At 38.1% G+C, this 21634-nt stretch carries 23 protein-coding genes; 10 read left to right on the top strand and 13 right to left on the bottom strand.

Annotation, left to right across the window (positions count from 1 at the left end):
* Positions 1–167 precede the first annotated feature (167 nt).
* The 5 genes from ACRD69_RS14400 (at position 168) to ACRD69_RS14380 (ending at position 5648) form a co-directional block, all read left to right on the top strand.
* Positions 168–2111, top strand: a complete 1944-nt coding sequence (locus tag ACRD69_RS14400) for a protein-disulfide reductase DsbD family protein (protein WP_430815804.1) — start codon at positions 168–170, stop codon at positions 2109–2111.
* A 181-nt stretch (positions 2112–2292) separates the two neighbouring features.
* The gene (locus tag ACRD69_RS14395; RefSeq protein ID WP_430815803.1) at positions 2293–3618 is read left to right on the top strand and encodes an OmpA family protein; all 1326 of its coding nucleotides are present in this window, start codon (positions 2293–2295) and stop codon (positions 3616–3618) included.
* Between the two features lie 39 nt (positions 3619–3657).
* Positions 3658–4941, top strand: a complete 1284-nt coding sequence (locus ACRD69_RS14390; protein ID WP_430815802.1) for an OmpA family protein — start codon at positions 3658–3660, stop codon at positions 4939–4941.
* Positions 4942–5093: 152 nt separating this feature from the next.
* Positions 5094–5276: a hypothetical protein gene (locus ACRD69_RS14385; protein WP_430815801.1), complete on the top strand. Its 183-nt coding sequence runs from the start codon at positions 5094–5096 to the stop codon at positions 5274–5276.
* 15 nt (positions 5277–5291) lie between these two features.
* Positions 5292–5648, top strand: coding sequence for a DCC1-like thiol-disulfide oxidoreductase family protein (locus ACRD69_RS14380; RefSeq protein WP_430815800.1), 357 nt, complete (start codon positions 5292–5294; stop codon positions 5646–5648).
* Here ACRD69_RS14380 and ACRD69_RS14375 read toward each other — a convergent pair.
* The 6 genes from ACRD69_RS14375 to yihA form a co-directional block, all read right to left on the bottom strand.
* Positions 5645–6187: a DUF4924 family protein gene (locus ACRD69_RS14375; RefSeq protein ID WP_430815799.1), complete on the bottom strand. Its 543-nt coding sequence runs from the start codon at positions 6185–6187 to the stop codon at positions 5645–5647. The genes ACRD69_RS14380 and ACRD69_RS14375 overlap by 4 nt on opposite strands.
* Positions 6188–6197: 10 nt before the next feature.
* Positions 6198–6590 carry an RNA-binding S4 domain-containing protein gene (locus ACRD69_RS14370; protein ID WP_430815798.1) on the bottom strand — a complete coding sequence of 131 codons (393 nt, stop codon included), beginning with the start codon at positions 6588–6590 and terminating at the stop codon, positions 6198–6200.
* Between the two features lie 6 nt (positions 6591–6596).
* Positions 6597–7160: an aminoacyl-tRNA hydrolase gene (pth, locus tag ACRD69_RS14365; RefSeq protein ID WP_430815797.1), complete on the bottom strand. Its 564-nt coding sequence runs from the start codon at positions 7158–7160 to the stop codon at positions 6597–6599.
* Between the two features lie 147 nt (positions 7161–7307).
* Entirely contained in the window at positions 7308–7883 is a 576-nt protein-coding gene (locus ACRD69_RS14360) for a 50S ribosomal protein L25/general stress protein Ctc (protein WP_430815796.1), read from the bottom strand.
* A 93-nt stretch (positions 7884–7976) separates the two neighbouring features.
* Positions 7977–8915, bottom strand: a complete 939-nt coding sequence (locus tag ACRD69_RS14355) for a ribose-phosphate pyrophosphokinase (RefSeq protein ID WP_430815795.1) — start codon at positions 8913–8915, stop codon at positions 7977–7979.
* A 140-nt stretch (positions 8916–9055) separates the two neighbouring features.
* On the bottom strand, positions 9056–9652 hold the full coding sequence (gene yihA, locus ACRD69_RS14350) for a ribosome biogenesis GTP-binding protein YihA/YsxC (RefSeq protein ID WP_430815794.1): 597 nt from the start codon (positions 9650–9652) through the stop codon (positions 9056–9058).
* Positions 9653–9934: 282 nt separating this feature from the next.
* Between yihA and ACRD69_RS14345 the strand changes: the two genes are divergently transcribed.
* Positions 9935–11248: an aspartate kinase gene (locus ACRD69_RS14345; protein ID WP_430815793.1), complete on the top strand. Its 1314-nt coding sequence runs from the start codon at positions 9935–9937 to the stop codon at positions 11246–11248.
* 7 nt (positions 11249–11255) lie between these two features.
* Positions 11256–12410, top strand: coding sequence for a diaminopimelate decarboxylase (gene lysA / locus ACRD69_RS14340; RefSeq protein WP_430815792.1), 1155 nt, complete (start codon positions 11256–11258; stop codon positions 12408–12410).
* Positions 12411–12516: 106 nt separating this feature from the next.
* Here lysA and ACRD69_RS14335 read toward each other — a convergent pair whose 3' ends face one another.
* The 3 genes from ACRD69_RS14335 to ACRD69_RS14325 are packed head-to-tail and all read right to left on the bottom strand — an operon-like array spanning position 12517 to position 14645.
* Entirely contained in the window at positions 12517–13482 is a 966-nt protein-coding gene (locus ACRD69_RS14335) for an isoaspartyl peptidase/L-asparaginase family protein (RefSeq protein WP_430815791.1), read from the bottom strand.
* Positions 13483–13510: 28 nt separating this feature from the next.
* Positions 13511–13729, bottom strand: a complete 219-nt coding sequence (locus tag ACRD69_RS14330) for a helix-turn-helix domain-containing protein (RefSeq protein ID WP_430815790.1) — start codon at positions 13727–13729, stop codon at positions 13511–13513.
* 1 nt (position 13730) lies between these two features.
* Positions 13731–14645: a DUF2975 domain-containing protein gene (locus ACRD69_RS14325; RefSeq protein ID WP_430815789.1), complete on the bottom strand. Its 915-nt coding sequence runs from the start codon at positions 14643–14645 to the stop codon at positions 13731–13733.
* Between the two features lie 115 nt (positions 14646–14760).
* Here ACRD69_RS14325 and ACRD69_RS14320 point away from each other — a divergent pair, with 115 nt between their 5' ends.
* The 3 genes from ACRD69_RS14320 to ACRD69_RS14310 are packed head-to-tail and all read left to right on the top strand — an operon-like array spanning position 14761 to position 18151.
* Entirely contained in the window at positions 14761–15501 is a 741-nt protein-coding gene (locus tag ACRD69_RS14320) for a TylF/MycF/NovP-related O-methyltransferase (protein ID WP_430815788.1), read from the top strand.
* A gap of 5 nt (positions 15502–15506) precedes the next feature.
* The gene (locus ACRD69_RS14315; RefSeq protein ID WP_430815787.1) at positions 15507–17786 is read left to right on the top strand and encodes a patatin-like phospholipase family protein; all 2280 of its coding nucleotides are present in this window, start codon (positions 15507–15509) and stop codon (positions 17784–17786) included.
* Between the two features lie 23 nt (positions 17787–17809).
* Positions 17810–18151, top strand: coding sequence for a TfoX/Sxy family protein (locus ACRD69_RS14310; RefSeq protein ID WP_430815786.1), 342 nt, complete (start codon positions 17810–17812; stop codon positions 18149–18151).
* A 71-nt stretch (positions 18152–18222) separates the two neighbouring features.
* On the opposite strand, the gene ACRD69_RS14305 is transcribed toward ACRD69_RS14310, so the two are convergent.
* From ACRD69_RS14305 to ACRD69_RS14290, 4 genes are all read right to left on the bottom strand, one after another.
* Complete coding sequence (locus ACRD69_RS14305) at positions 18223–18978, bottom strand: trypsin-like peptidase domain-containing protein (protein ID WP_430815785.1); 756 nt, start codon at positions 18976–18978, stop codon at positions 18223–18225.
* Between the two features lie 120 nt (positions 18979–19098).
* Positions 19099–20085, bottom strand: a complete 987-nt coding sequence (locus ACRD69_RS14300) for an NAD(P)-dependent alcohol dehydrogenase (RefSeq protein ID WP_430815784.1) — start codon at positions 20083–20085, stop codon at positions 19099–19101.
* 131 nt (positions 20086–20216) lie between these two features.
* A complete protein-coding gene (locus ACRD69_RS14295; RefSeq protein WP_430815783.1) occupies positions 20217–20960 on the bottom strand; it encodes a CPBP family intramembrane glutamic endopeptidase in 744 nt (247 codons plus the stop codon).
* A gap of 66 nt (positions 20961–21026) precedes the next feature.
* Complete coding sequence (locus ACRD69_RS14290) at positions 21027–21386, bottom strand: cupin domain-containing protein (protein WP_430815782.1); 360 nt, start codon at positions 21384–21386, stop codon at positions 21027–21029.
* Positions 21387–21634: the final 248 nt, after the last annotated feature.

The following is a 21634-nucleotide window of genomic DNA, read 5'->3' as shown; positions in this document are numbered from 1 at the left end:
ATATGTTATTAACTAACCTGATATATTTTGGCACAAAAAATGTTTAACTAACGCACGGTATAGAAGGTTATAGTTTGAAAATAAAGACAAGTTAAACTCTCATTATAAAGCCTAGTTATTTTTTACGATGAGAGTTAAATACGGCAACTGAAAACAAATTAAAACGTATGAAAAGGACATTAGCAGCATTGGTACTTATGTTAGCGGTATTTGCAGGCACTTTTGCCCAAATGGAGCAGCATATTACCTGGAAGTTTTCAACTAAGAATATTGACAATGGAAAAGTTGAAATTATTTGTGAAGCAACTATAGATGAAGGATGGCATGTATACTCTTCTGAATTACCAGAGAACACGGCAGTTCCTACTAATATAGAAGTTGAAGAAAATGAAGCTTACAGTATTTTAGATGGTATAATTGAAGAACCGGAAGCAACTGCTCATTTTGATGAAACTTTTAATGCAGAACTAAAATGGTTTGAGAACAAAGCTACTTTTAAAAAGGTAGTTCAGATTAAGCAAGAAGGCGATGTTATCTTAAAAGGATATATCGAATCCATGATATGCAATGATGAAACTTGTATGCCGCCAGAGATGGTTGATTTTGAGCTTACAGTTAACACATCAGCCCCTGCTACAGAAGAAGTTTCTGCTTCAGAAACGGCGGAGGAAGAAGAAGAGTCATACTGGGGTATTTTTCTATTGGCATTTGGTGGTGGTTTAGCAGCCTTACTTACTCCATGCGTATTCCCAATGATTCCAATGACAGTTAGCTTCTTTACTAAAACCAGTGCAACTAAAGCTGCCGGAATTCGCAATGGTATTCAATATGGTATCTCAATCATTGTAATTTACTTAATACTTGGCGTTGCCGTTTCAGCAATTTTTGGAGCCAGCGCACTGAATGAACTATCAACCAATGTTTGGTTCAACTTATTTTTCTTCCTTTTATTAGTTGTATTTGCAGCATCTTTCTTTGGTGCATTTGAAATAGTAATGCCTAGTTCATGGGTGAATTTTGCTACAAAAGGAGAAGAAAAAGGTGGATTTATTGGTACTTTCTTTATGGCATTTACCTTAGCATTGGTTTCCTTTAGCTGTACAGGCCCAATTGTAGGTGCTTTGCTTGTAAAAGCTGCAACAGGTGGTTACATGGGACCAATTATCGGAATGCTTGGTTTCTCTTCGGCATTAGCATTACCTTTTGCCTTTTTTGCTGCATTCCCGGGGTATCTTAATTCATTACCAAAGTCTGGTGGCTGGTTAAATTCCGTAAAAGTTATCTTAGGATTCCTTGAATTGGCATTTGCATTTAAGTTCTTATCAATTGCCGATATGACAATGGGATGGCATATCCTTGAAAGGGAAGTATTTATTGCTATCTGGATTGCAATATTCGGTGCTATGGGCTTCTACCTGCTTGGTAAACTTCGTTTACCACATGATTCTCCAATGGAATACATCCCTGTTTCACGGTTTTTAATGGGACTGCTTGTAATCAGTTTTACCATATATATGGTTCCTGGCTTGTGGGGTGCGCCTGTGAATTTAATCAGTGGTTTCCCTCCTCCAAAGAATTATGCAGAATCACCATTTGGCGTGGGTGACCAAACACCGGTTCAAGGAATTATAGCAAGCGGTGATAACCATGGAGGAATGCCGGAGGGTATGCACTATGGACCACAAGGTATTCCGGCCTTTAAAGACTATGACCTTGCATTGGCTTATTCGAAAGAAGTTAACAAACCACTTTTACTTGATTTTACCGGCCTTGGCTGCACCAATTGCCGAAAAATGGAAGATAAAGTCTGGTCCAATGAAACAATTAAAGGCATGTTAGCCAATGATTACATACTGGTTTCACTTTATGTTGACGACAGAAAGAAACTTGATGAACCTTATGTATCTGAAATAACAGGTAAGAAAATCAGAACTGTTGGTCAAAAATGGGCTGAGTTTCAATTCGAACGCTACCAGCAACAAGGACAACCATACTATGTTATCATTGACGAAAATGAAACAACTTTGAATACCCCAGTTGCATATGACCCCGATATTAAAAGATATCAGAATTGGTTACAAGACGGCTTGGACAAATACAAAAGCAGATAACCAATAAATCACAATACTTACTAAAGCCCTTCTAAGTCAAGAAGGGCTTTTTCTTTTAGCAGCTTTAAGCTAACGTTAGTGGATAAATTTATAAGATTAGTAAAAATCTTAATCGCATCATTTTTTACAAATACGTAAATACTTTAGATTTAAGCATTTATTGCTAATTAGTTTAATAGGTATGATGCGCTTCATTTATATAGCTTTATTTCTTCTCCTAACTTCGGCAGGTATTTTGGCACAATCAAATGCCGGTCAACTTTCTGAAGAACAAATTTATCGCAGGGGCAATAAGTACAACACTTGGTCGGTTACCGTTGGTGGTGGACCTATTATCTACTATGTAGATGTTATTGATTACACTACATTACCGAGTGGCGATTGGAAATTTGCTCCTACAATAATGATCAGTAAACAATTTAATCGCCCATGGGGTATTGACCTCCAATGGTTAATGGCAGATATGTACGGGGAGAAAAATGGCAGGTATTTTGAAGGTGATTTATATGACATTACCTTAAATGGCACATTAAATGTCAATCAGTTAGCTATTTTCGGCCCAATCAGTGACCGGTGGAACATATATGCAAAATTAGGAATCGGATTAACATATTTCAGAAGTCGACAGTTTGACCTTGAAACTAATCAGGTTCTTCAGGTTCAGGATGTTTATGAAACCATTGACGGCTACCCATCACCGCATGGCTGGCTACCAACTGATTACCTTGCATTGGGTTATGAAAGACGTTTTCCTGAAGGCGAACCATATCAGGAAATCAAAACCTCACGTCGCAATGAAGTGATCATTCCTTTTGGCATTGGTGTGAAATATAGAATAAGCAAAAGCTTTGATATGGGATTGGAAGTTTTAATGCGTCAAATGAATGCCGATAACCTGGATGTTAATCTTACAGGGGCAGATAATGACAGCTACATGCTTTCTTCATTAAATCTCACATACAAAATTGGTAAGAAGAACAAGCGCCACTCAGCCTGGACATACAAAGATTTTAACATCAACTATAAGCGACAGCGTGAAGATGACCCATTGGCGCATCAGCTGGACTCATTAAAGAAACAAATTGAATACATGGCAATGCTTGACTCAATGCAGGTTGATACAACAACAATAGTTACCGAATCGGTTGAGTACAAAGAAAGTTTATCCGCATCAGTCTTTTTTGACTTTGACAAATCTGAAATCACTCAGGATGCACACATGACCTTAGCCAAGGCAGCTTACGTCATGTCAAAAGATAAATCTTTGAGAGTTAAGATCGTTGGCTATTGTGACGAAAGAGGTTCTTATGATTACAATGTTAAACTTAGTCAACGCCGTTGCAATGCAGTATTAAAAGTGCTCGTGGATGAATATGATATAGACCGAAATCGGTTTGAAGTAGACCATAAAGGCGAGGCAGAATTATTGTCTGACACTCAAAAACTTGCTCCTCGTGGTCTTCACCTCGTTAACAGACGTGTTGATTTATTTGTAATTGTTGAATAATAAAACGATTCCTCTAACCTGATATTAATTGAGATGTATATGAATAAGCGCCTTTCTAAAGCCCTGTTATTTTTTACACTATCCTGCTATGCTTCAATTATTCAGGCGCAATTTTCTACTGACCACCGTCAGCTGGAGGAACACATGCGATATTCAAAAGAAAAGGATTTCAACACATGGTCAGTCGCTTTTGGTTACGGTCCTATGATTATGCAAAACGACCTCACATCATATGCGGTTCTTCCTGACAAACACTGGAAATTCGGCCCGATGGCAAAGGTATCCAAACAGATTCACCCTGCATGGGCTGTTGATTTTCAAATATTAACAGGGGATTTTCATGTGGGTAACGAAACGTATTACAATACAGGTAATCTCATCGATTATTCAACAGGTATTATCACCTATATAAACCAGTGGTTTACTTATCCCGGACCAATGAAAGATAAATGGAATCTGTTCTTAAAAATTGGTGTAGGATTAAGTTCATTTCGTACCCGGGTGCATTATACCGAAACAGGTGAAGTAGTAATGAACAGAGCAGGGACAAGTTACCTCGTTCTTGGCTATTCACAAGATGATCCTTATGAGAAAATTGCGCGAGCCAATGAAATAGTCTTACCATTAAGCCTTGGTCTGCAGCGTCGCATCAATCGCAGTTTTGACATTGGCCTGGAAACATCGATGAGATGGTCTATTGAAGATAAACTGGACAATATTTTACTGGGCTCTAATAATGACAGGTATTGGTATACAAACATTCACCTGGCCTATAAAATAGGCAAGAAAGATAAACGTCACTCCCGTTGGACACACAGAGGATATGGCTTTAATGTTTTTGACAAACCCAAAAAGGATCCTTTGGCTGCAGAAGTTGCTGAATTACAGGAACAACTGAGGCAGTATGAGTCCAAACGGGTCATTAAAGTTGATTCTGTTAAAATCAAACACCATGCAAGTCGGATTTACGGCAGTAATAATATGGTATCCATTTACTTTGATTCTTATGAAAGTATTCTGGACACCAAAGACCAGGTGGATTTAGCTACAATTGGATTGTATATGACAAAGAATCCGAGCTCAACAGTTGATATTTATGGCTACAACGACAGCAGAGAAACAGCAGAGGAAAACCTTGCCATAAGCAAGAAGAGGTGCGAATCAATTCTTTCCTATTTTGTTGATGACCTTGGCATTGACAAAGCGCGCTTCACGCTCATTCCTAAAGGTGAGGATGATTTACTTCTACCGAAAAACAAAGCTAAAAGCAGTGCGATTAAACTGATAAACAGGCGGGCTGATGTAGTTATATTTAAGCCATAAATGAACATTACAACTTCATCGGCGTTTTCCTTTTAACCACATCGTTGCTTTCTTTAATACCATTTTTTAATACGAAAGTAATATCTGCTTAACCATCTTTTTTGTGTTTCGGAGTAATTTACGATAGTTGGTTTAACACCTAATATTTAGCTATGAAGAAACACTTGAAAATACATAATAAAGAAGTTAGTGACAGAGATTTTATATTCGATATATTCTCCAGTAAAGGATTCGCCATTAATGCAACAAACTACCTGAAGAACGACCAGAGCAATGATTTAAACACGAATGATTGTGAAGATGCTGAAACTGAAAAGTCATCAGAACCTGAATAGAAATCCATTTACCAAATGGCAACTGACAATTACATAGAAAAACCAATTGTTTATTATGATGGACAATGTAGTTTTTGTCATTCTTTTGTCAGGCTTTTATCCAGGGCATCAAAAGCCGAGCACAAGCTTAACCTACTACCATATCAACTTGTTACAAACACAGTACCCGTGGAGTTAATGCTTGTTAGTAACAACTCCATTACTGAGGCAGGCATGGCTGCATTAAAAGTTTTACACATTTCCGGAGGCGTCTTTAAGATAGCAGCGTTACTTTTAAAGCTATTACCCGCTAAAACACTTAATAATTTATACTATGCTTTTGCGAGAAACAGGTATCGCTTGTTTGGCCAAACAAGCTGTCCCATTACTTAAAGTTCCAAATTGCCCTCTTGCTCCTCTTTATATTTTTTAGCTAAATTACTTAGTAACTTACTAAATAACTTAATAGCATCCTCCGTTTGCCCAGAAACAGCTTGATTGTTAAGCTTCATCAGGAACGAGCTATAAATCGCAGTTAAGCAGATAGCAATATCATTTTCAAGTACATTTCCCGACTTATTATCAAATTCCTGAATAGTAGCGGCCATACTATTGTACAAATGCTGGTATGCCACTTCATTGGGAGCTTTTAGTAGTTGATTATGCAAACGGTTCACATCATTAACCGTATTGATATTAATCTGGAGGTGCCCTTTTTTCATCTTGTTCTCCAGTCGCATCATCTCTGCGAGGTTAGCCCACCAATCACGTATTTCAAGCAATACGTCTTCACTTTGCTTATATCCCGAGATAATATGTTTATCAATTAATGACATGTCCAACTGATTAGCCCTGATCAGATCTTCAACCTGCCACATGTATAATATATACTCGATAATGTTTTCTTTCTTCTTTTGCTGCGCAATAATCATAACTTATGATTTAAAAATCCCAATCTCCTTCTTGTAATCTCTCCAGATCGCGCCTGTCCTTTTTTGTAGGGCGCCCCATTCCACGGTCACGATTTGCACTACTTGCTAGTCGTGCCAATTCAAGCAATTCAATTTGATCGGGAGGTGTGATATCTTTTACAAAATCAGGTGTCAACTTAGCTCCCATCCTTTTTTCGGCAATATCCAAAACCTTAAAACGTCTTGTAATAGGAGGAATACGAATATCAATTTCATCACCTACCTTAATTGTTCTCGATGACTTAACTGACATTCCATTCATAGACACTTTACCTTTTTTACAGGCTTCTGCTGCAATGCTCCTTGTTTTAAATAAGCGAACTGCCCATAAATATTTATCAATCCTTACACCAGACTCTGCCATACTTCTTTATTTGTTATTAAACTGACTCATGGTTCGTCCTGCACCAACAGTTGCAAAAGCCTTAACTATATCTTCGGCAACCTTTGTCCGTTCCATTAGCTCTACCCATTCTTCGTCTGTCCATTTACCCAGAACAAAATCAACCTGTTTACCTCTTGAAAATTCATTCCCTATTCCAAATCTTAAACGCGAATAAGAAGCAGTACCAAGAGTGCTTTGAATGCTCTTTAAACCGTTATGCCCGGCATCCCCCCCTTTAGTTTTCAATCGTAATGTACCAAATGGCAGTGCCAGATCATCCACAATAACCAATAGGTTAGTTAAAGGAATCTTTTCCTTCTGCATCCAATAGTTAATAGCTCTTCCACTTAAATTAACATAGGTATTTGGCTTTAGCATGATAAAGCTTCTCGACTTAAATTTATAGCGGGCAACGGCTCCATAACGTTCCTCTTCAAACTTAACCTCATTACGTTTGGCAATCGTATCAAGGACTTCAAAACCTACGTTGTGACGTGTTTGATCATATTCATCACCTACATTTCCTAAACCAACAATCAGATATTTCATCTCAGATGGGGTTTTATCTTTTTCCTTTTTAGAGAATATTTTAAATAACCTCAGCATGCATAAGTAAATATTAACAAATAATGAATGACTAAAATACAAAAAACCTCCACACATAAGCGTGGAGGTTTCTTATATAGAGTTTTATAATTACTCTGCAGCTTCCTGCGCAGCAGCACGAGCAGCACGTGTTAAACGTACAGCAACAACTACAGCATTCTTTGCATTTAACAACTCAAGGTTATCAAATGATAATTGACCAACCTGGATTGTTTTTCCAAGACCAAGATTGTCAATGTTGATATCTAATGTATCAGGTAAATCTTTAGCTAAAGCTTTTACTTTAAGCTTACGTTTCTCTAATTGTAATTTACCACCAGCTCTAACACCTTCTGCAAAACCATCCAATTTAACTGGAATCTCAATTGCAACAGGCTTGTCTTCTTTTACCAAAAGGAAATCAGCATGCAGTAATTGCTCTTTTACAGAGTGGAATTGTGTATCCTGAAGGATAGTAGGGTAAACAGTACCATCAACGTTTACATTGATAATGTATACGTTAGGTGTATAAATAATCTTACGGAACTCAGCTTCAGAAGCTGTAAAGTGAACGTTTCCTTCTCCACCGTAAATAACACAAGGTACCTGACCTGAAGCACGTAATGCCTTAGTCGATTTCTTACCTACCTCGGTACGCACAGTACCTTTAATTTCAATTGTTTGCATAATTCTTTTTTTAAGTGCTACTCAAAATTATAACCATGTGAGGTTTAATTTCCCATCACACGCTTGCCATAAAGCGGCTGCAAAGATAATACTTTATAATATGAATTGGTTACTTATTGACTGATAATTATATACTTTTTCAATTGTATCCGCAAAAAGTTGTGCTACAGACAATACTTTGATCTTATCACTTTGCTGTTTCAATGGAATCGAATCAGTAACATAAAGCTCTGAAAGACCAGAATTTTCAATACGTTCGTATGCAGGTCCTGATAATACTGCATGGGTACAGAAAGCTCTGACACTTTTTGCACCGGCATCAAGCATCATATCAGCGGCTTTTGTTAATGTTCCAGCTGTATCAACCATATCATCGACCATGATAACATTTTTACCTTTTACATCTCCAATAACACGCATTTCATCAACGACATTTGCTTTTGAACGGTGCTTATGACCAATAACCATTGGTGTTTCAAGAAACTTAGCGTAGGTATTTGCACGTTTTGTACCACCCACATCAGGTGATGCAATAACCAGGTCTTCAAGATTCATGTGCTTGATGTGTGGAACGAAAATGGAAGACGCATACAAATGATCTACAGGAATATCAAAGAATCCCTGAATCTGGTCAGCATGCAGGTCCATCGTAATTACACGGTCAACACCAGCTGCTTGTAACATATCGGCTACTAATTTAGCACCAATTGCTACACGAGGCTGATCTTTACGATCCTGACGAGCAAAACCAAAATATGGCATTACAGCTACTATTTTGTAGGCAGATGCTCTTTTGGCGGCATCGATCATCATCAATAACTCCATCAGGTTATCTGAAGGAGGAAATGTTGACTGACATAAGAATAAATGAGAACCTCGAATTGTTTCTTCGTAGGCTGTTGTAAATTCACCATCGCTGAATCGTAAGCAATTAACACTTCCTAGTTCTCGGCCCGAGCAAAGACTAATTTTTTCAGCTAGATATTTGGTACTTGTACCCGCAAATATCTTAATTGGAGCTTTCGGTGGCATTTAAATTGATGTTTATCAGATTATTTCAATGTTGCTTTGTGGGTGCAAAGGTAAGCAATTCATATTTTCTTAACATGAACAAATCTCATAAAAAAGTATAATTGTTACAACACCACCATAAACACCTGTTATATTGAACCTTACCACTTATCATTTAGCTCTTCAATAAATTCCAGTAAGGCTTCACTTCCATCTCCACTCCTTGCAGACGTATAAAATACAGGAGGCAATTCTTCCCAATATTCAAGCAACTTCTCTTCATAATGCTTCATATTGGTAGCATATTGTGTTTTATTCAATTTATCCGTTTTCGTAAATACGATGGATATGGGTACACCATTTTCAATCATCGAGTTCATAAATAACAGATCAATTTCCTGCATAGGTATGCGCGAATCTATCAATACGAACAAACACATCAGATTCTTACGACTGGAAATATAATCGGTTATCAAGGCACCAAACGTCGCTCTTATGGTTTTGGATACCTTAGCGTAGCCAAAACCAGGTAAATCAACCAAAAACCACTTGCCATCAATATCAAAGTGGTTTATCAACTGGGTTTTCCCGGGAGTCGATGATGTCTTTGCCAGAGCCTTGCGTTTACAAAGCTTATTTATTAACGATGATTTCCCTACGTTAGAGCGTCCTATAAATGCATATTCAGGTCGGTCCTCTTTTGGACATTGACTAGCCTTGGCACTACTTTTATGAAACTGAGCTGAAAGAATTTCCATTGAGTTCTCGTATTTTCAGCAAAGGTAGGCCCATTTTAGTTAAAGTAAAAACACACATATTGTTTAAAACTTTAAATAATACACGAATATCATGAAAATAATATTTGTTGTTATATTTTTAACTCTTTGTTATTTTTAGTTGTTTTTATCGCTAGCGCACGTAATTTGTTAATAATCAAAATTCAGAGATAAACATTTCTTTCAATTTGAGAGTAATCATGCATAATATTCTTATAATTTTGCCAAATAAGTTATTGTGAACAATCATTATTGAGATTTGAAATGAGAGTACTAAAGTTTGGTGGAACATCAGTTGGCTCAGCTCAACGCATGAAAGAAGTAGCTGATATTATAGATAACGGTCATCAAAAAATTGTTGTTTTGTCGGCCATGTCAGGCACAACCAACAGCCTGGTTGAAATTGCCAATTATCTTTACAAGAAGAACCATGATGGTGCTAATGAAATAATTACCAACCTTGAGCAAAAATACGAACAAGAAGTTGAGCAATTATATAAAAGTGAGGAGTATATCAATAAGGGTAAGGAACTGATCAAATCTCACTTCAACTTCATTCGTTCGTTCACCATTGACATGTTCACGGTATTCGAAGAAAAGGCGATCCTTGCACAGGGAGAATTAATTTCGACTGCACTGTTTCATTATTATCTTCAGGAAAACGGAAAGAGCTCTGCGCTATTACCCGCGTTAGATTACATGCGAATAGACAAGAACAATGAGCCTGATGCTAATTATATTAAAGATCATATTCAAACTGCAATATCAGAACAAGGTGATCATACAATATACATCACACAAGGGTACATATGTAGAAATGCCTTTGGTGAAATAGATAATTTGCAACGCGGTGGCAGCGATTATTCTGCATCCTTAATTGGTGCTGCGATCAACGCTGATGAAATTCAGATCTGGACTGACATTGATGGCATGCATAATAACGACCCTCGTTATGTGGAAAATACGCAAAGCATAAAAGAACTGTCGTTTGATGAAGCTGCTGAGTTGGCCTATTTTGGTGCTAAAATACTTCACCCAACCAGCGTATTACCAGCTAAACTGGCTAACATTCCTGTTCGACTGCTGAATACCATGGAGCCACAGGCTGAAGGAACACTTATCTCATCAAAGCAGAATAAGGAGCGAATGGCAGCAGTTGCTGCAAAAGATGGCATTACTGCAATTAAGATAAAGTCAGGACGCATGTTACTTGCTTATGGTTTCTTGCGTAAAGTATTTGAGATATTTGAAAGTTACAAAACACCTATTGATATGATTACAACCTCGGAGGTTGGTGTTTCTGTAACAATAGATGACAACAAGCATCTGAACGAAATTGTAAGTGATCTGAAAAAGTATGGAACTGTTGAAGTGGATCATGATAAAGTGATTGTTTGTGTGGTCGGTGATTTAATAGCGGAGAACAGAGGATATGCCAATAAAATATTTGATGCTATAAAAAATATACCAATTCGTATGATATCATACGGGGGTAGCAATTTTAATTTATCTTTGCTGATCAATGCACAGGACAAAAAGGAGGCTTTAAACCTATTGAGTGATAAACTATTTAATTAGCAAACGAATGAATTTTAATTTTCCGGTTGATGCCTTGAATCAACTTCAAACACCGTTTTACTTTTACGATATTGACTTACTGCATGCAACACTGGATGCTGTTAAAAAGGAAGCAGGCGAATACGGTTTTAAAGTACATTATGCTGTAAAAGCAAACGCCAACGATCGTATCCTTAACTCAATTAAAGAGGCGGGTTTTGGTGCCGATTGCGTAAGTGGTTATGAAGTTCAAAAGGCTTTAGAAGTCGGTTTTAATGCCGAAGGAGTTGTATTTGCAGGAGTTGGAAAAGCCGATTGGGAAATAAACCTTGGTTTAGACAACGATATAGCATGTTTCAATGTTGAATCTATTCCCGAATTGGAGATCATTAACGAGCTGGCTGAAAAGAAAAGAAAAGTTGCTAAAGTAGCTTTGCGCATTAACCCTAATGTGAATGCTAATACCCACCACTATATAACAACTGGTTTAGAAGAAAATAAGTTTGGAATTAACCAGTGGGATTTGGAAAATGTGATTGAAGTCCTTAAGAACCTCAATCATGTTGAACTGGAAGGCATTCATTTCCACATTGGATCACAGATAACTGATCTGATGTCATTTAAAGATCTTTGCATACGGGTTAATGAACTACAGGAGTGGTTTATCAGTCACCAGATATTACCTAAAGTGGTTAATGTTGGTGGCGGATTAGGCATTAACTACGAACAACCAGACACTGAGTCCATTCCTGACTTCAAAAGCTTCTTTAAAATATTTGATGAGTTTTTAGAACTGAAGCCAGGCCAGGAATTACATTTTGAACTGGGGCGTTCAATAGTTGCACAATGTGGTGCTTTATTAACTAAAGTACTGTATGTTAAAAATGGTGTTAACACCAAGTTTGCAATTGTAGATGCGGGTATGAGTGACTTAATTCGTCCTGCCCTGTATCAGGCCTATCACAAGATTGAGAATTTAAGCTCTGACAAAGCCATTGAGAAATATGACGTGGTAGGACCAATATGCGAATCAAGCGACTGTTTTGGTAAAGCAGTGGATCTACCAGAGACTAACAGGGGCGACCTCATCACTATTCGATCAGCTGGTGCATATGGCGAAATAATGGCTAACCGCTATAATCTGCGCGCATTGCCATCGGCCTACTACTCTGATGAAATATAGAGAGAAGCCGGTAAGTAATTACGACATAAAAACAATGAATAAAAGACATAGGAACCGCTTATTAACGGAACTTATGTCTTTTTTGTTCATCGTAGCTAACATCCAACTACTTAAATATTGCAACACCCTCATCTCCCGTTGAATTGGCCCAGCCCCTGAACATACCTGTCGAATTCATCTCAAGAGTAATATTTCCGTTTTTATCAACAGCGATAATGCCACCATTTCCAGCCTCATTGCTTAGTTTACCATTCACAACATTCCGTGCAGCCTCGTTTAAGCTCAATCCTTTATATTCTATTAAGGCAGAAATATCGTGGGCCACGGTATAACGAATATAGTACTCACCATGTCCGGTTGCTGATACTGCACAGGTATTATTATTGGCATAGGTGCCGGCTCCGATGATTGGTACATCACCAACACGACCGTAACGTTTATTATTCATTCCTCCAGTTGATGTGGCAGCAGCCAGATTGCCATTTTTATCCAGAGCTACACACCCAACAGTACCATTCTTGCCAGCCTTTTGCAAAGAGCGTTGCAGCAGTTGCCACCTTTTTTCAGTATAGAAATACGAACTATCTACCAGTTCAATGCCATTTTGGGATGCGTATAATGAGGCTCCTTTACCAATCAATAAAACGTGAGGTGATTTTTCCATCACCAGTCGGGCAGCACTAACAGGATTTCGAATATCACCTACCCCGGCTACGGCTCCGGCATTTAAGTTACTGCCATCCATAATGGCAGCATCCAGTTCATTACGACCATCATTGGTAAAAACAGAACCTTTGCCGGCATTGAACAAGGGATTATCTTCAAGTTTTCGAACAACTAACTCTACTACATCAATCGCAGATTGCCCTTCAGTCAAAGCCTTTTTTCCCAGCTCCAAAGCATCCTGTAAGGCCACTTCATAGTTTTTAATATCAGCTTCAGAAAACTTTGCCTTATCCATATTACCGGCTCCGCCATGCAAGGCGATCGCCCACTCCTGCTTTGGACTGTCAGGTGTTTGACAGGCGGTAATAGTGATCAATAGAAGTAAAAGGAATTTAATAGATTTCATGGTAGTCATATATTAAAAAAAAATAAGTTTAGAATTTACCGGCTTCATCAACATACTCAAGAATATCACCAGGTTGACATTTAAGCACTTCACAGATGCCTTCAAGAGTTGAAAAGCGAATCGCTCTTGCTTTACCTGTTTTTAGTATCGACAGATTGGCAGTAGTAATGCCAACCAAAGCAGCTAATTCTGCACTTTTCATATTACGTTTTTGCAGCATTCTATCCAGTTTAATAACTATTGGCATATCAAATGGTTAAATTGTTTTCCAATTCAATAAAATTTCCTCTTTTAAGTAATGCACTCAAACCCCACAAAGATAATCCAACAATGAATAATGTGAATTCAAAATCAATTCTTGCGCGGATATCTATATTCATTGGTAATATATTAGGTATTCCATTTGTATATGATTCAAATCTGATGTACCAACCAAATAATGCCATAGCTACTGAAATAACAAGTTTTAGCAATACGTAGAAAATAAGCAAATAACTGATCTTATTCACTTCTCTGTATATCTCTCCATTAAAAGACAATTGTTTACTCAGAATAGCAAACAAACCTGCAAGATGATAAAAAACCAGAACAAGCAGAATAAGATGAATATAAGTATAAATAATCAACATGGCCTTCACCATCCAGTTGTCCGAATTGGCAACAATATAACCATCTAATCGACTAAATGATCTACATATAAGAGTTACATCATTATCTTCTTTTAAAACAAAACGTTGTTTCAAACGATTATATGTCGATGAAGTAAGAGCACTTCCATAGTCGACAAGGGCCTGCCGCCTTAAGCTATCAGCAAATTCCTGATTGCTACCATAATGATAAGAAACAGTGCTAGAATGATTAGCTCTATTATATACAAAAACAGAATCTGGGTAATTAATATTAACCTTAACCGGAAGAGAATATCCTTTCGAATGGTGAGTACCCATGGATATTGATCCTATTGAACCATCTTTGGAAAATATTTCAAAGACAACAGCCAATATCAGGAATAAGAAACAAAGCCAAAATCCCCAATTTGAAACTTGCTTTAAAACCGAAAAAACAATCTTTCTATTCATCATACCTTTGCAATTATCGTTTAACGATAACAATGTTACTAATAAATTATCGATAAACAATAATAATCGCATTCTGTTCTCCATTCTCCGGTGACTTAAAAAGCACACTTAACAAGCTGTTTTTATCACTTTATGCATATTTAAAATTGTTAATTTATATTTGACTTATCTTTGTTTCAACCTATGATGCTTAAATAATATGACACTTATTCAATTTCTCAACCTGGTTTTAATCAACCTGGTAGCTTTAATGGCATTGAGCTATTTCTGGAGTTTTTATACACATAAATTGTTTAAACCCTTTTTGTGGCTCGACGAACAAAAGAAAAACAAGCACAGCAAGGACTTATTAAAGCTTGAACGAAAGTTTAAGGATAAAATGCGTTTTTACTCAATATGGCTCCAGCTCAAACGTATTAAAGAGCAATCAATTAAAGGAGCAATTGCAGAACTTGGCGTTTATAAAGGCGAAACAGCAAAATTGATCCATCACTATATCCCCGAGAAAGATTTTTACCTGTTTGACAGCTTCAGCGGCCTACCCAAACAAGTGATAAAAGAAGATTGCGACGGCACTGTGCGCCCGCAAACTGTACAATTTGACAATACCTCCCCCGATGAAGTTCTTAAATATATTGATGGTGATAACTCTAAGCTTTTGATTAAAGAAGGTGTTTTTCCGGCAACAACTGAAGGCATAAATGAAGAGTTATTTGCCCTTGTTCATATCGATGCAGACCTCTACCAGTCAACACTCGATGCGCTGGAATATTTTTATCCTAAACTGAGCCTTTCAGGTGCTATTATCATTCATGATTATAACCACAACTGGGATGGCGTTAAAAAAGCTGTTAATGAGTTTGAACAACATATACCTGAAGTATTTGTTGAATTACCAGACATGTATGGTTCTGTCATATTAATTAAAAACAGCCGCTAGTAACCATGATACGAAACCTGACTCTCTTTTGCCTTATAGTAGGCTTTATCGCTCAAATTGAAGCACAAGATTCGACCAAAACCAACACACGCCCCAAAATCGGATTGGTATTGAGTGGCGGTGGAGCAAAAGGTCTGGCTCACATTGGTGTCATTAAAGTACTTGAAGAAGCTGGTATTCGACCCGACTATATAACCGGTACAAGTATGGGAAGTATCATCGGAGGGCTTTATGCTTCAGGTTATTCGGCCGATCAATTAGATTCCATTGTCAACAATGTTGACTGGGCAGTAGTACTTAGTGATCAGATTCCTTTAAGAGACGTTACTCCTGAAGAAAAAGCAGATTATAATAGATTTCAACTTGAATTTGAGCTCAATAAGAAAGGTTTAACACTGCCAGCCGGAATGGTGCGTGGCCAAAGGATATCTGAAATGCTTTCTGACCTTACATGGCATGTCTCCAACAGTCAAAGTTTCGATGAATTACCAATTCCCTTCAGATGTGTAGCTGTTGACTTAGTGGAAGGAAAGCCATATGTATTTAAAGATGGTGACTTATCTGAAGCCATGCGGGCAAGTATGGCCATCCCATCTGTTTTTACACCCGTTGAAAAAGACAGCATGTACCTGGTTGATGGTGGAGTTTTAGATAATTTCCCGGTGCTTACCTGTAAAGAAATGGGAGCCGATATTATTATTGGTGTAAATGTAGGTTCTTCTGACAAACCCAGGATTGATGAACTGAGAAGCATTACTGAAATCCTGATGACTTCGGCCATGATAGGCAGCAACATTGCTTTTGATAAAGCTGTTGAAGAAACCGACTATATTATCACTCCGGAACTTCACCCATATACATCGGCCAGTTTCTTTGACGGTAAGAGTATTGTTGAGCGTGGTGAGCAAGCTGCGCGCCTGCAGTTTGATACCTTTAAAAACCTGGCTGACTCACTGCAGCAATTTGCCATATCTTCAGAAGTAAAACACGAGCCAACACCTGAAAATGTGGTTGTTTCTGATATAATTATTAATAATCGCAAACACGTCTCCAAAAACTTCTTCTTAACAAAACTTGGAATTCATGAAGGAGATACCGTTAACAATGAACAGATCAATGCCGGAGTTCGCCGCCTGATCGGAACACGTTTCTACAACCATATTACATACGACCTCCATTACAATGATTCCATTTATACACTGGTGTTTAATACGGAAGAAGCCAAACTGGGACAGGCTAAATTTTCTATCCACTATGATAATGAGCTAAAAGCCGGTATTATTACCAACCTGACCTTTCGAAACATCCTGGTTAAGAACAGTCGCCTTTCAGTTACAGCTGATATTTCTGAGAAGCCTCGTATTCATGGGGATCTTATTGCTTACCTGGGAGAACATCAAAAAACCGGATTTGTGGGTGATGGCTATTTTGAACGAACGCCCTTACCCATCTACCAGGAAAACCTGAAAACTGCAGGAACACTGAATTATTATCGCATGCAGGGAGGCGCAGGTCTCTTCCTGACCTATAAAACCCGAACAATAATCAAAGCTAAAATTGACTGGGAAGAAGTTCGGGTAAGCCAGGAGACCGGCCTGTCTGAGATCTTTGACCAGGGTGTAGATCGCTTTGGTAATGGATTTGTTTATGGCACACTATTAATAGACAGAAATACCCTCAACAAACGATTCTTTGCAACCAAGGGACATCACCTGCACCTTGCCGGAAAAGTAAACTTTAATGCCTATGATTACTATGACGGTCTCGAAAGTGCTAAAGCCATTATAAAGCCCTATATAAATGCGCCAAATGATCATTACCTGGCTGGCTCAGTGCGTTACACCAAGTGCTTTAGCGTATCTAAAAACGCCTATTTTGAAACAGGCATCTCATTGGCTGCTTTCTCTGCCGATGCACCTTTCTTTGACATGCATTACATCGGAGGAACAGCCTATAACATCAGTACAGGCGATGCTGCATTCGTTGGACTTAATTACCGTGAGAAGGTAGCCGAGAATTATGGCTTAGCAAATGTCAAACTTAACTTTAACCTGACACAGACCATTTATGCGCACGCTGTTGTCAATGGGATATTCGGTCCTAACTTTGGTAACGACGACTTTGATGGGCAGAACTTTTATCTGGGCCGTAAAGAATCTATAATCGGATTTGGAGGTGGAATAGCCATCAATAGTATTATAGGACCTATTACCTTTGGCGTTGGTACTAATCTTGACGACTGGAGAGCCAGGGCCTACTTTAGTATCGGCTATCCTTTCATGTAATCAAACCATAAAACACGAATTCCATGGCATACGACGAACATCTGGCAGACAGAATAAGGCAAGCACTTAATGACAAAAAGGCTAACTACGAAGAAAAGAAAATGATGGGCGGTCTTTGTTTTATGGTCGATGACAAAATGTGTGTTGGCGTTGTAAAGAACGATATGATGACCCGCATTTCGCCTGATGACTATGATACTTTACTAACTGAACCAGGTGCCAAACCAATGGATTTTACCGGCAGGGTAATGAAAGGCTTTGTGATGGTGGAACCTGCAGGCATTGATATGGATGATGACCTGTATAAGTGGGTACAGCGCTGCCTCGACTTTAATCCACAGGCAAAATCGAGTAAAAAGAAATAGACGACTACAATTACTATTGAATATCCTTTAAACACCAATACATTGTTTAAAATCCCTCAACATATTCAGAACTAAAGCTCATACCTGACACCGTACTTATCAAATACCCTTTTCAAATAATTAACACCTCCTATAACAGCCAAATTTCCTTCCTGACCTGAAACAATGCCAACTAAGTAACCGTTCCGGTCAATCACGGGCGAACCACTTCGTCCCTGTGGATGGGTACCATTATTCAATGTACTGGTATAAAAACAATTACCTGTATTGCTAAAGCATTGTAACTGTATTACGGCCGGTTGACTGTTATCTGTTTGATTCATCCCCCAACCAACGGCATATACCGTCTCATTCTTCTTTACAGGCGTATACCTTATCTTTAGCGGATACAACTCATTGGCAACATCCTGCAATTCAAACACGATCCAGTCGTGTTCTTTAAGCGTGTTAAACCCACCAATCTGCTCATTGGGGTTTCTGTTTATTAAGCTTTTAACAGCAACTGATCGCTTCTTATAATTCTTTGGATACATCTTCCAATGAATGAAGCTATTCCCCAGGTCAATGGTGTTGAGTCCAAGTTGATCTTCAAAAACCATAAACAGGTGTTTACATGACACTCCAACTGTATCATGTCCTGTATCTACTAAAAACGAATTAGCCAGATCATAAAAAGTGGTGTCCTGAAATCTTATCTCATTGGTTAGCGCAAAATAAGGCCATGATGAAACGGCTTGTTCGATCCAGTCTTCCTGAGTCTTCACGGGTGTATTACGGCATGCAACCAACAGCATGGCGCTGATACTGATCAGAGTAATAGTTTTCATTTCAATAAGCGGATACGGGTTTTTTAGCTTTGTTTGTGTAAATGTAAATAATGTGTTATTTCAACTTTATAGCCAGGGCTATGCTTTATCTCTCTGTAAGAAGAATACATGTTGAGTTGCTTAATCTACCGATATCACAATTTTACCATGATGTAATCCGTCACCTAAACGTTGCACTGCCCATGGTATTTTCTCAAATTCATAGGGACCATCAATAACACAATTTATCTTTTTGTCATCATAAAGCTGATTAATATATTCCATCTCTTTATTAGCTTTTAACATGAGCACATGCATACGTTTTTTGCTAAACAGCTTTAATAGCGGACTCATATAGAGCATTTGCATTAACTTGCCCGACTGACCGCCAATGGAAACATATTTTCCTTTGGGTTTAAGCACCCTTAAAAATTTATACAACGATCGATTTGTCTTGCAATCAAGAATCAAATCATATTGATGCCCTGACCTTGTAAAATCCTCCTTTTTATAGTCAATGACCCTATCAAAGCCCAAATCCTCCATAGCTTTTAATTTCTTACCCGTGTCCACTCCAGTTACATGGGCATTGAAAAGTTTGGCTATCTGAACGCCTAAAGCACCAACACCTCCACCACCACCATTAATCAATATACTTTGCCCTTCTCCTATCTCCCCAAGGTCACGCAAGCCCTGAACAGCAAGCATGGCAGCATGTGGAATACAGCTTGCATCTTCAAAGCTCATGCTATCCGGCTTGAGACAAAGTGCTTTCTCATCAATACATAAATATTGGGCAAAACTGCCAAAGCCATATTCGGAGATATCCCCATAAACGGCATCGCCTACTTTAAACTTTGTTGCAGCAGGACCCAGCTGCTCAACAATTCCAGCCAACTCCATCCCTGGTGTCCTAAATTTACCGGCAGGACTAAACAGTCCAAATAAAAAGCGATAGGACAAAGGTGTTCCGGTAGTCATACACCAATCATAATCATTAATCGATGTTGTAATTACTTTGATCTTAACCTCGGTATTTTGAGGTTCTTTTTCGACGATATCTACCAGACGTAAAACCTCGCCCGGCTTTCCATACTTGTAAGTATTATAAGCTTTCATTATGGCCATGTTCGTTAAGTTTGTATCATTCAGCTGTCTGCTCATTTATTGTCTTGAACATCATACAACTGTAAACAGATCAATTGACTAAAGGTGAGCAATACAATGCATATAGTCAAATTTTATAGTTTGTATCAACACTATATCAGATAAAAGATGCAATAGATCATACCCAGGTTAAATCCTGCATGACAGAGAACTGCACCCCATATGGAATTTGTTAGTTGTTTCATCTTAATAAAGAGCAGACTTACCATAAACATTCCCGTTAACCAGATGATGGCTGGCAACAAATAAAAATCCCATGTGCCATTAACATACACCAAACCAAAGTGTGATAAATGTGTAAGGGCAAAAGCTGCAGCATCAATGACAGATGCTTTGGTATCTCCCAATGATTTTGCAAAACTGTGGTGCACGATACCACGAAAAAATAATTCCTCGCCAACAGGGCTAAATGTCATTCCGGTCACTGCCATTATTAAAAACATTACCTGTTTATCACCAGCGCTAATTCCCGCCGGAATATTGTATGACTTACCAATATATTCATACCAGTTCTGGCTGGTATTCTCATAAAGTCCAATACCAATCAGATGCAAGAGGTAGCTAATTAAAAGCCCGGCCAGAAAGGCATAAACCAAAAAAACAGGCTTGTTGCTCTTTCTGAGTCCTGTTTGCTTTAGCCCGCGTTTGTTGAGAAAAACAAAGGGAACCAAGGCCGAAATAAACATTACAAGTCCAATAAAACGATAGTCTGATGTTTCATTGGCATTGAGCACTAACGCGAATCGGGGAATACAAACGACGAGAACTAAGAATAATCCGAATTTCCAATTAAGACTGAAAAATCTGTTCCAAACAGATCGTAATTCATTTTGCATATTATATTACTTGCTTGATTTTAAGGCATCTTGTGTGTAAGATACAATGAAAACATCTGTCCATTTTTAGATCTTCTCAAGATCATTCCTCGTCAGTTTATTCCTTTTCTCACCTGTGTTTAGTGTTGCGGCAGGTTCAAAAAGCATAACGCAAACCTCGTTATCTGCTACAGGCCGGTGTTCAACGCCTTTGGGAACGATCAAAAATTCATTTTCATATACAGATACCACCTTGTCTCTGAATTCAATTTTCAGATGACCTTCAACAACAAAAAACAATTCGTCTTCATTGTCATGTTTATGCCAGACAAACTCTCCCTTAAACCTGGCAAGTTTAACGTATTGATTGTTTAATTCGCCTACAATCCTGGGATTCCAGTAATCTGTAAAGTGAGAAAGCTTTTGCTTTAAATTAACCTTATCCATTGTCCATTATTTAGATCAACCTTATTCCGCGTAAATAACAAATCGATTACACAACATTAAAGGTGCACAATGTCAGTAACATAGGCAAATGAAGAACTATTTATAAGCGGTCTGATGTCGAACTCAGGTATATAAGAATGTTTTAGCCCTGTCCTGTATCATTTAGTAGTTCATAATGAAGATGACTTACTATTAAAAAGCTTGCCTTTTATCGGAAGTTATAGTCAAAACCTTTTCGACTTTCAATT

Source organism: Carboxylicivirga agarovorans, assembly GCF_050589845.1.
Lineage (GTDB): Bacteria > Bacteroidota > Bacteroidia > Bacteroidales > Marinilabiliaceae > Carboxylicivirga > Carboxylicivirga agarovorans.
Note: the sequence above shows the minus strand (reverse complement) of the source record. Positions and strands in the feature narration are given on the sequence as shown.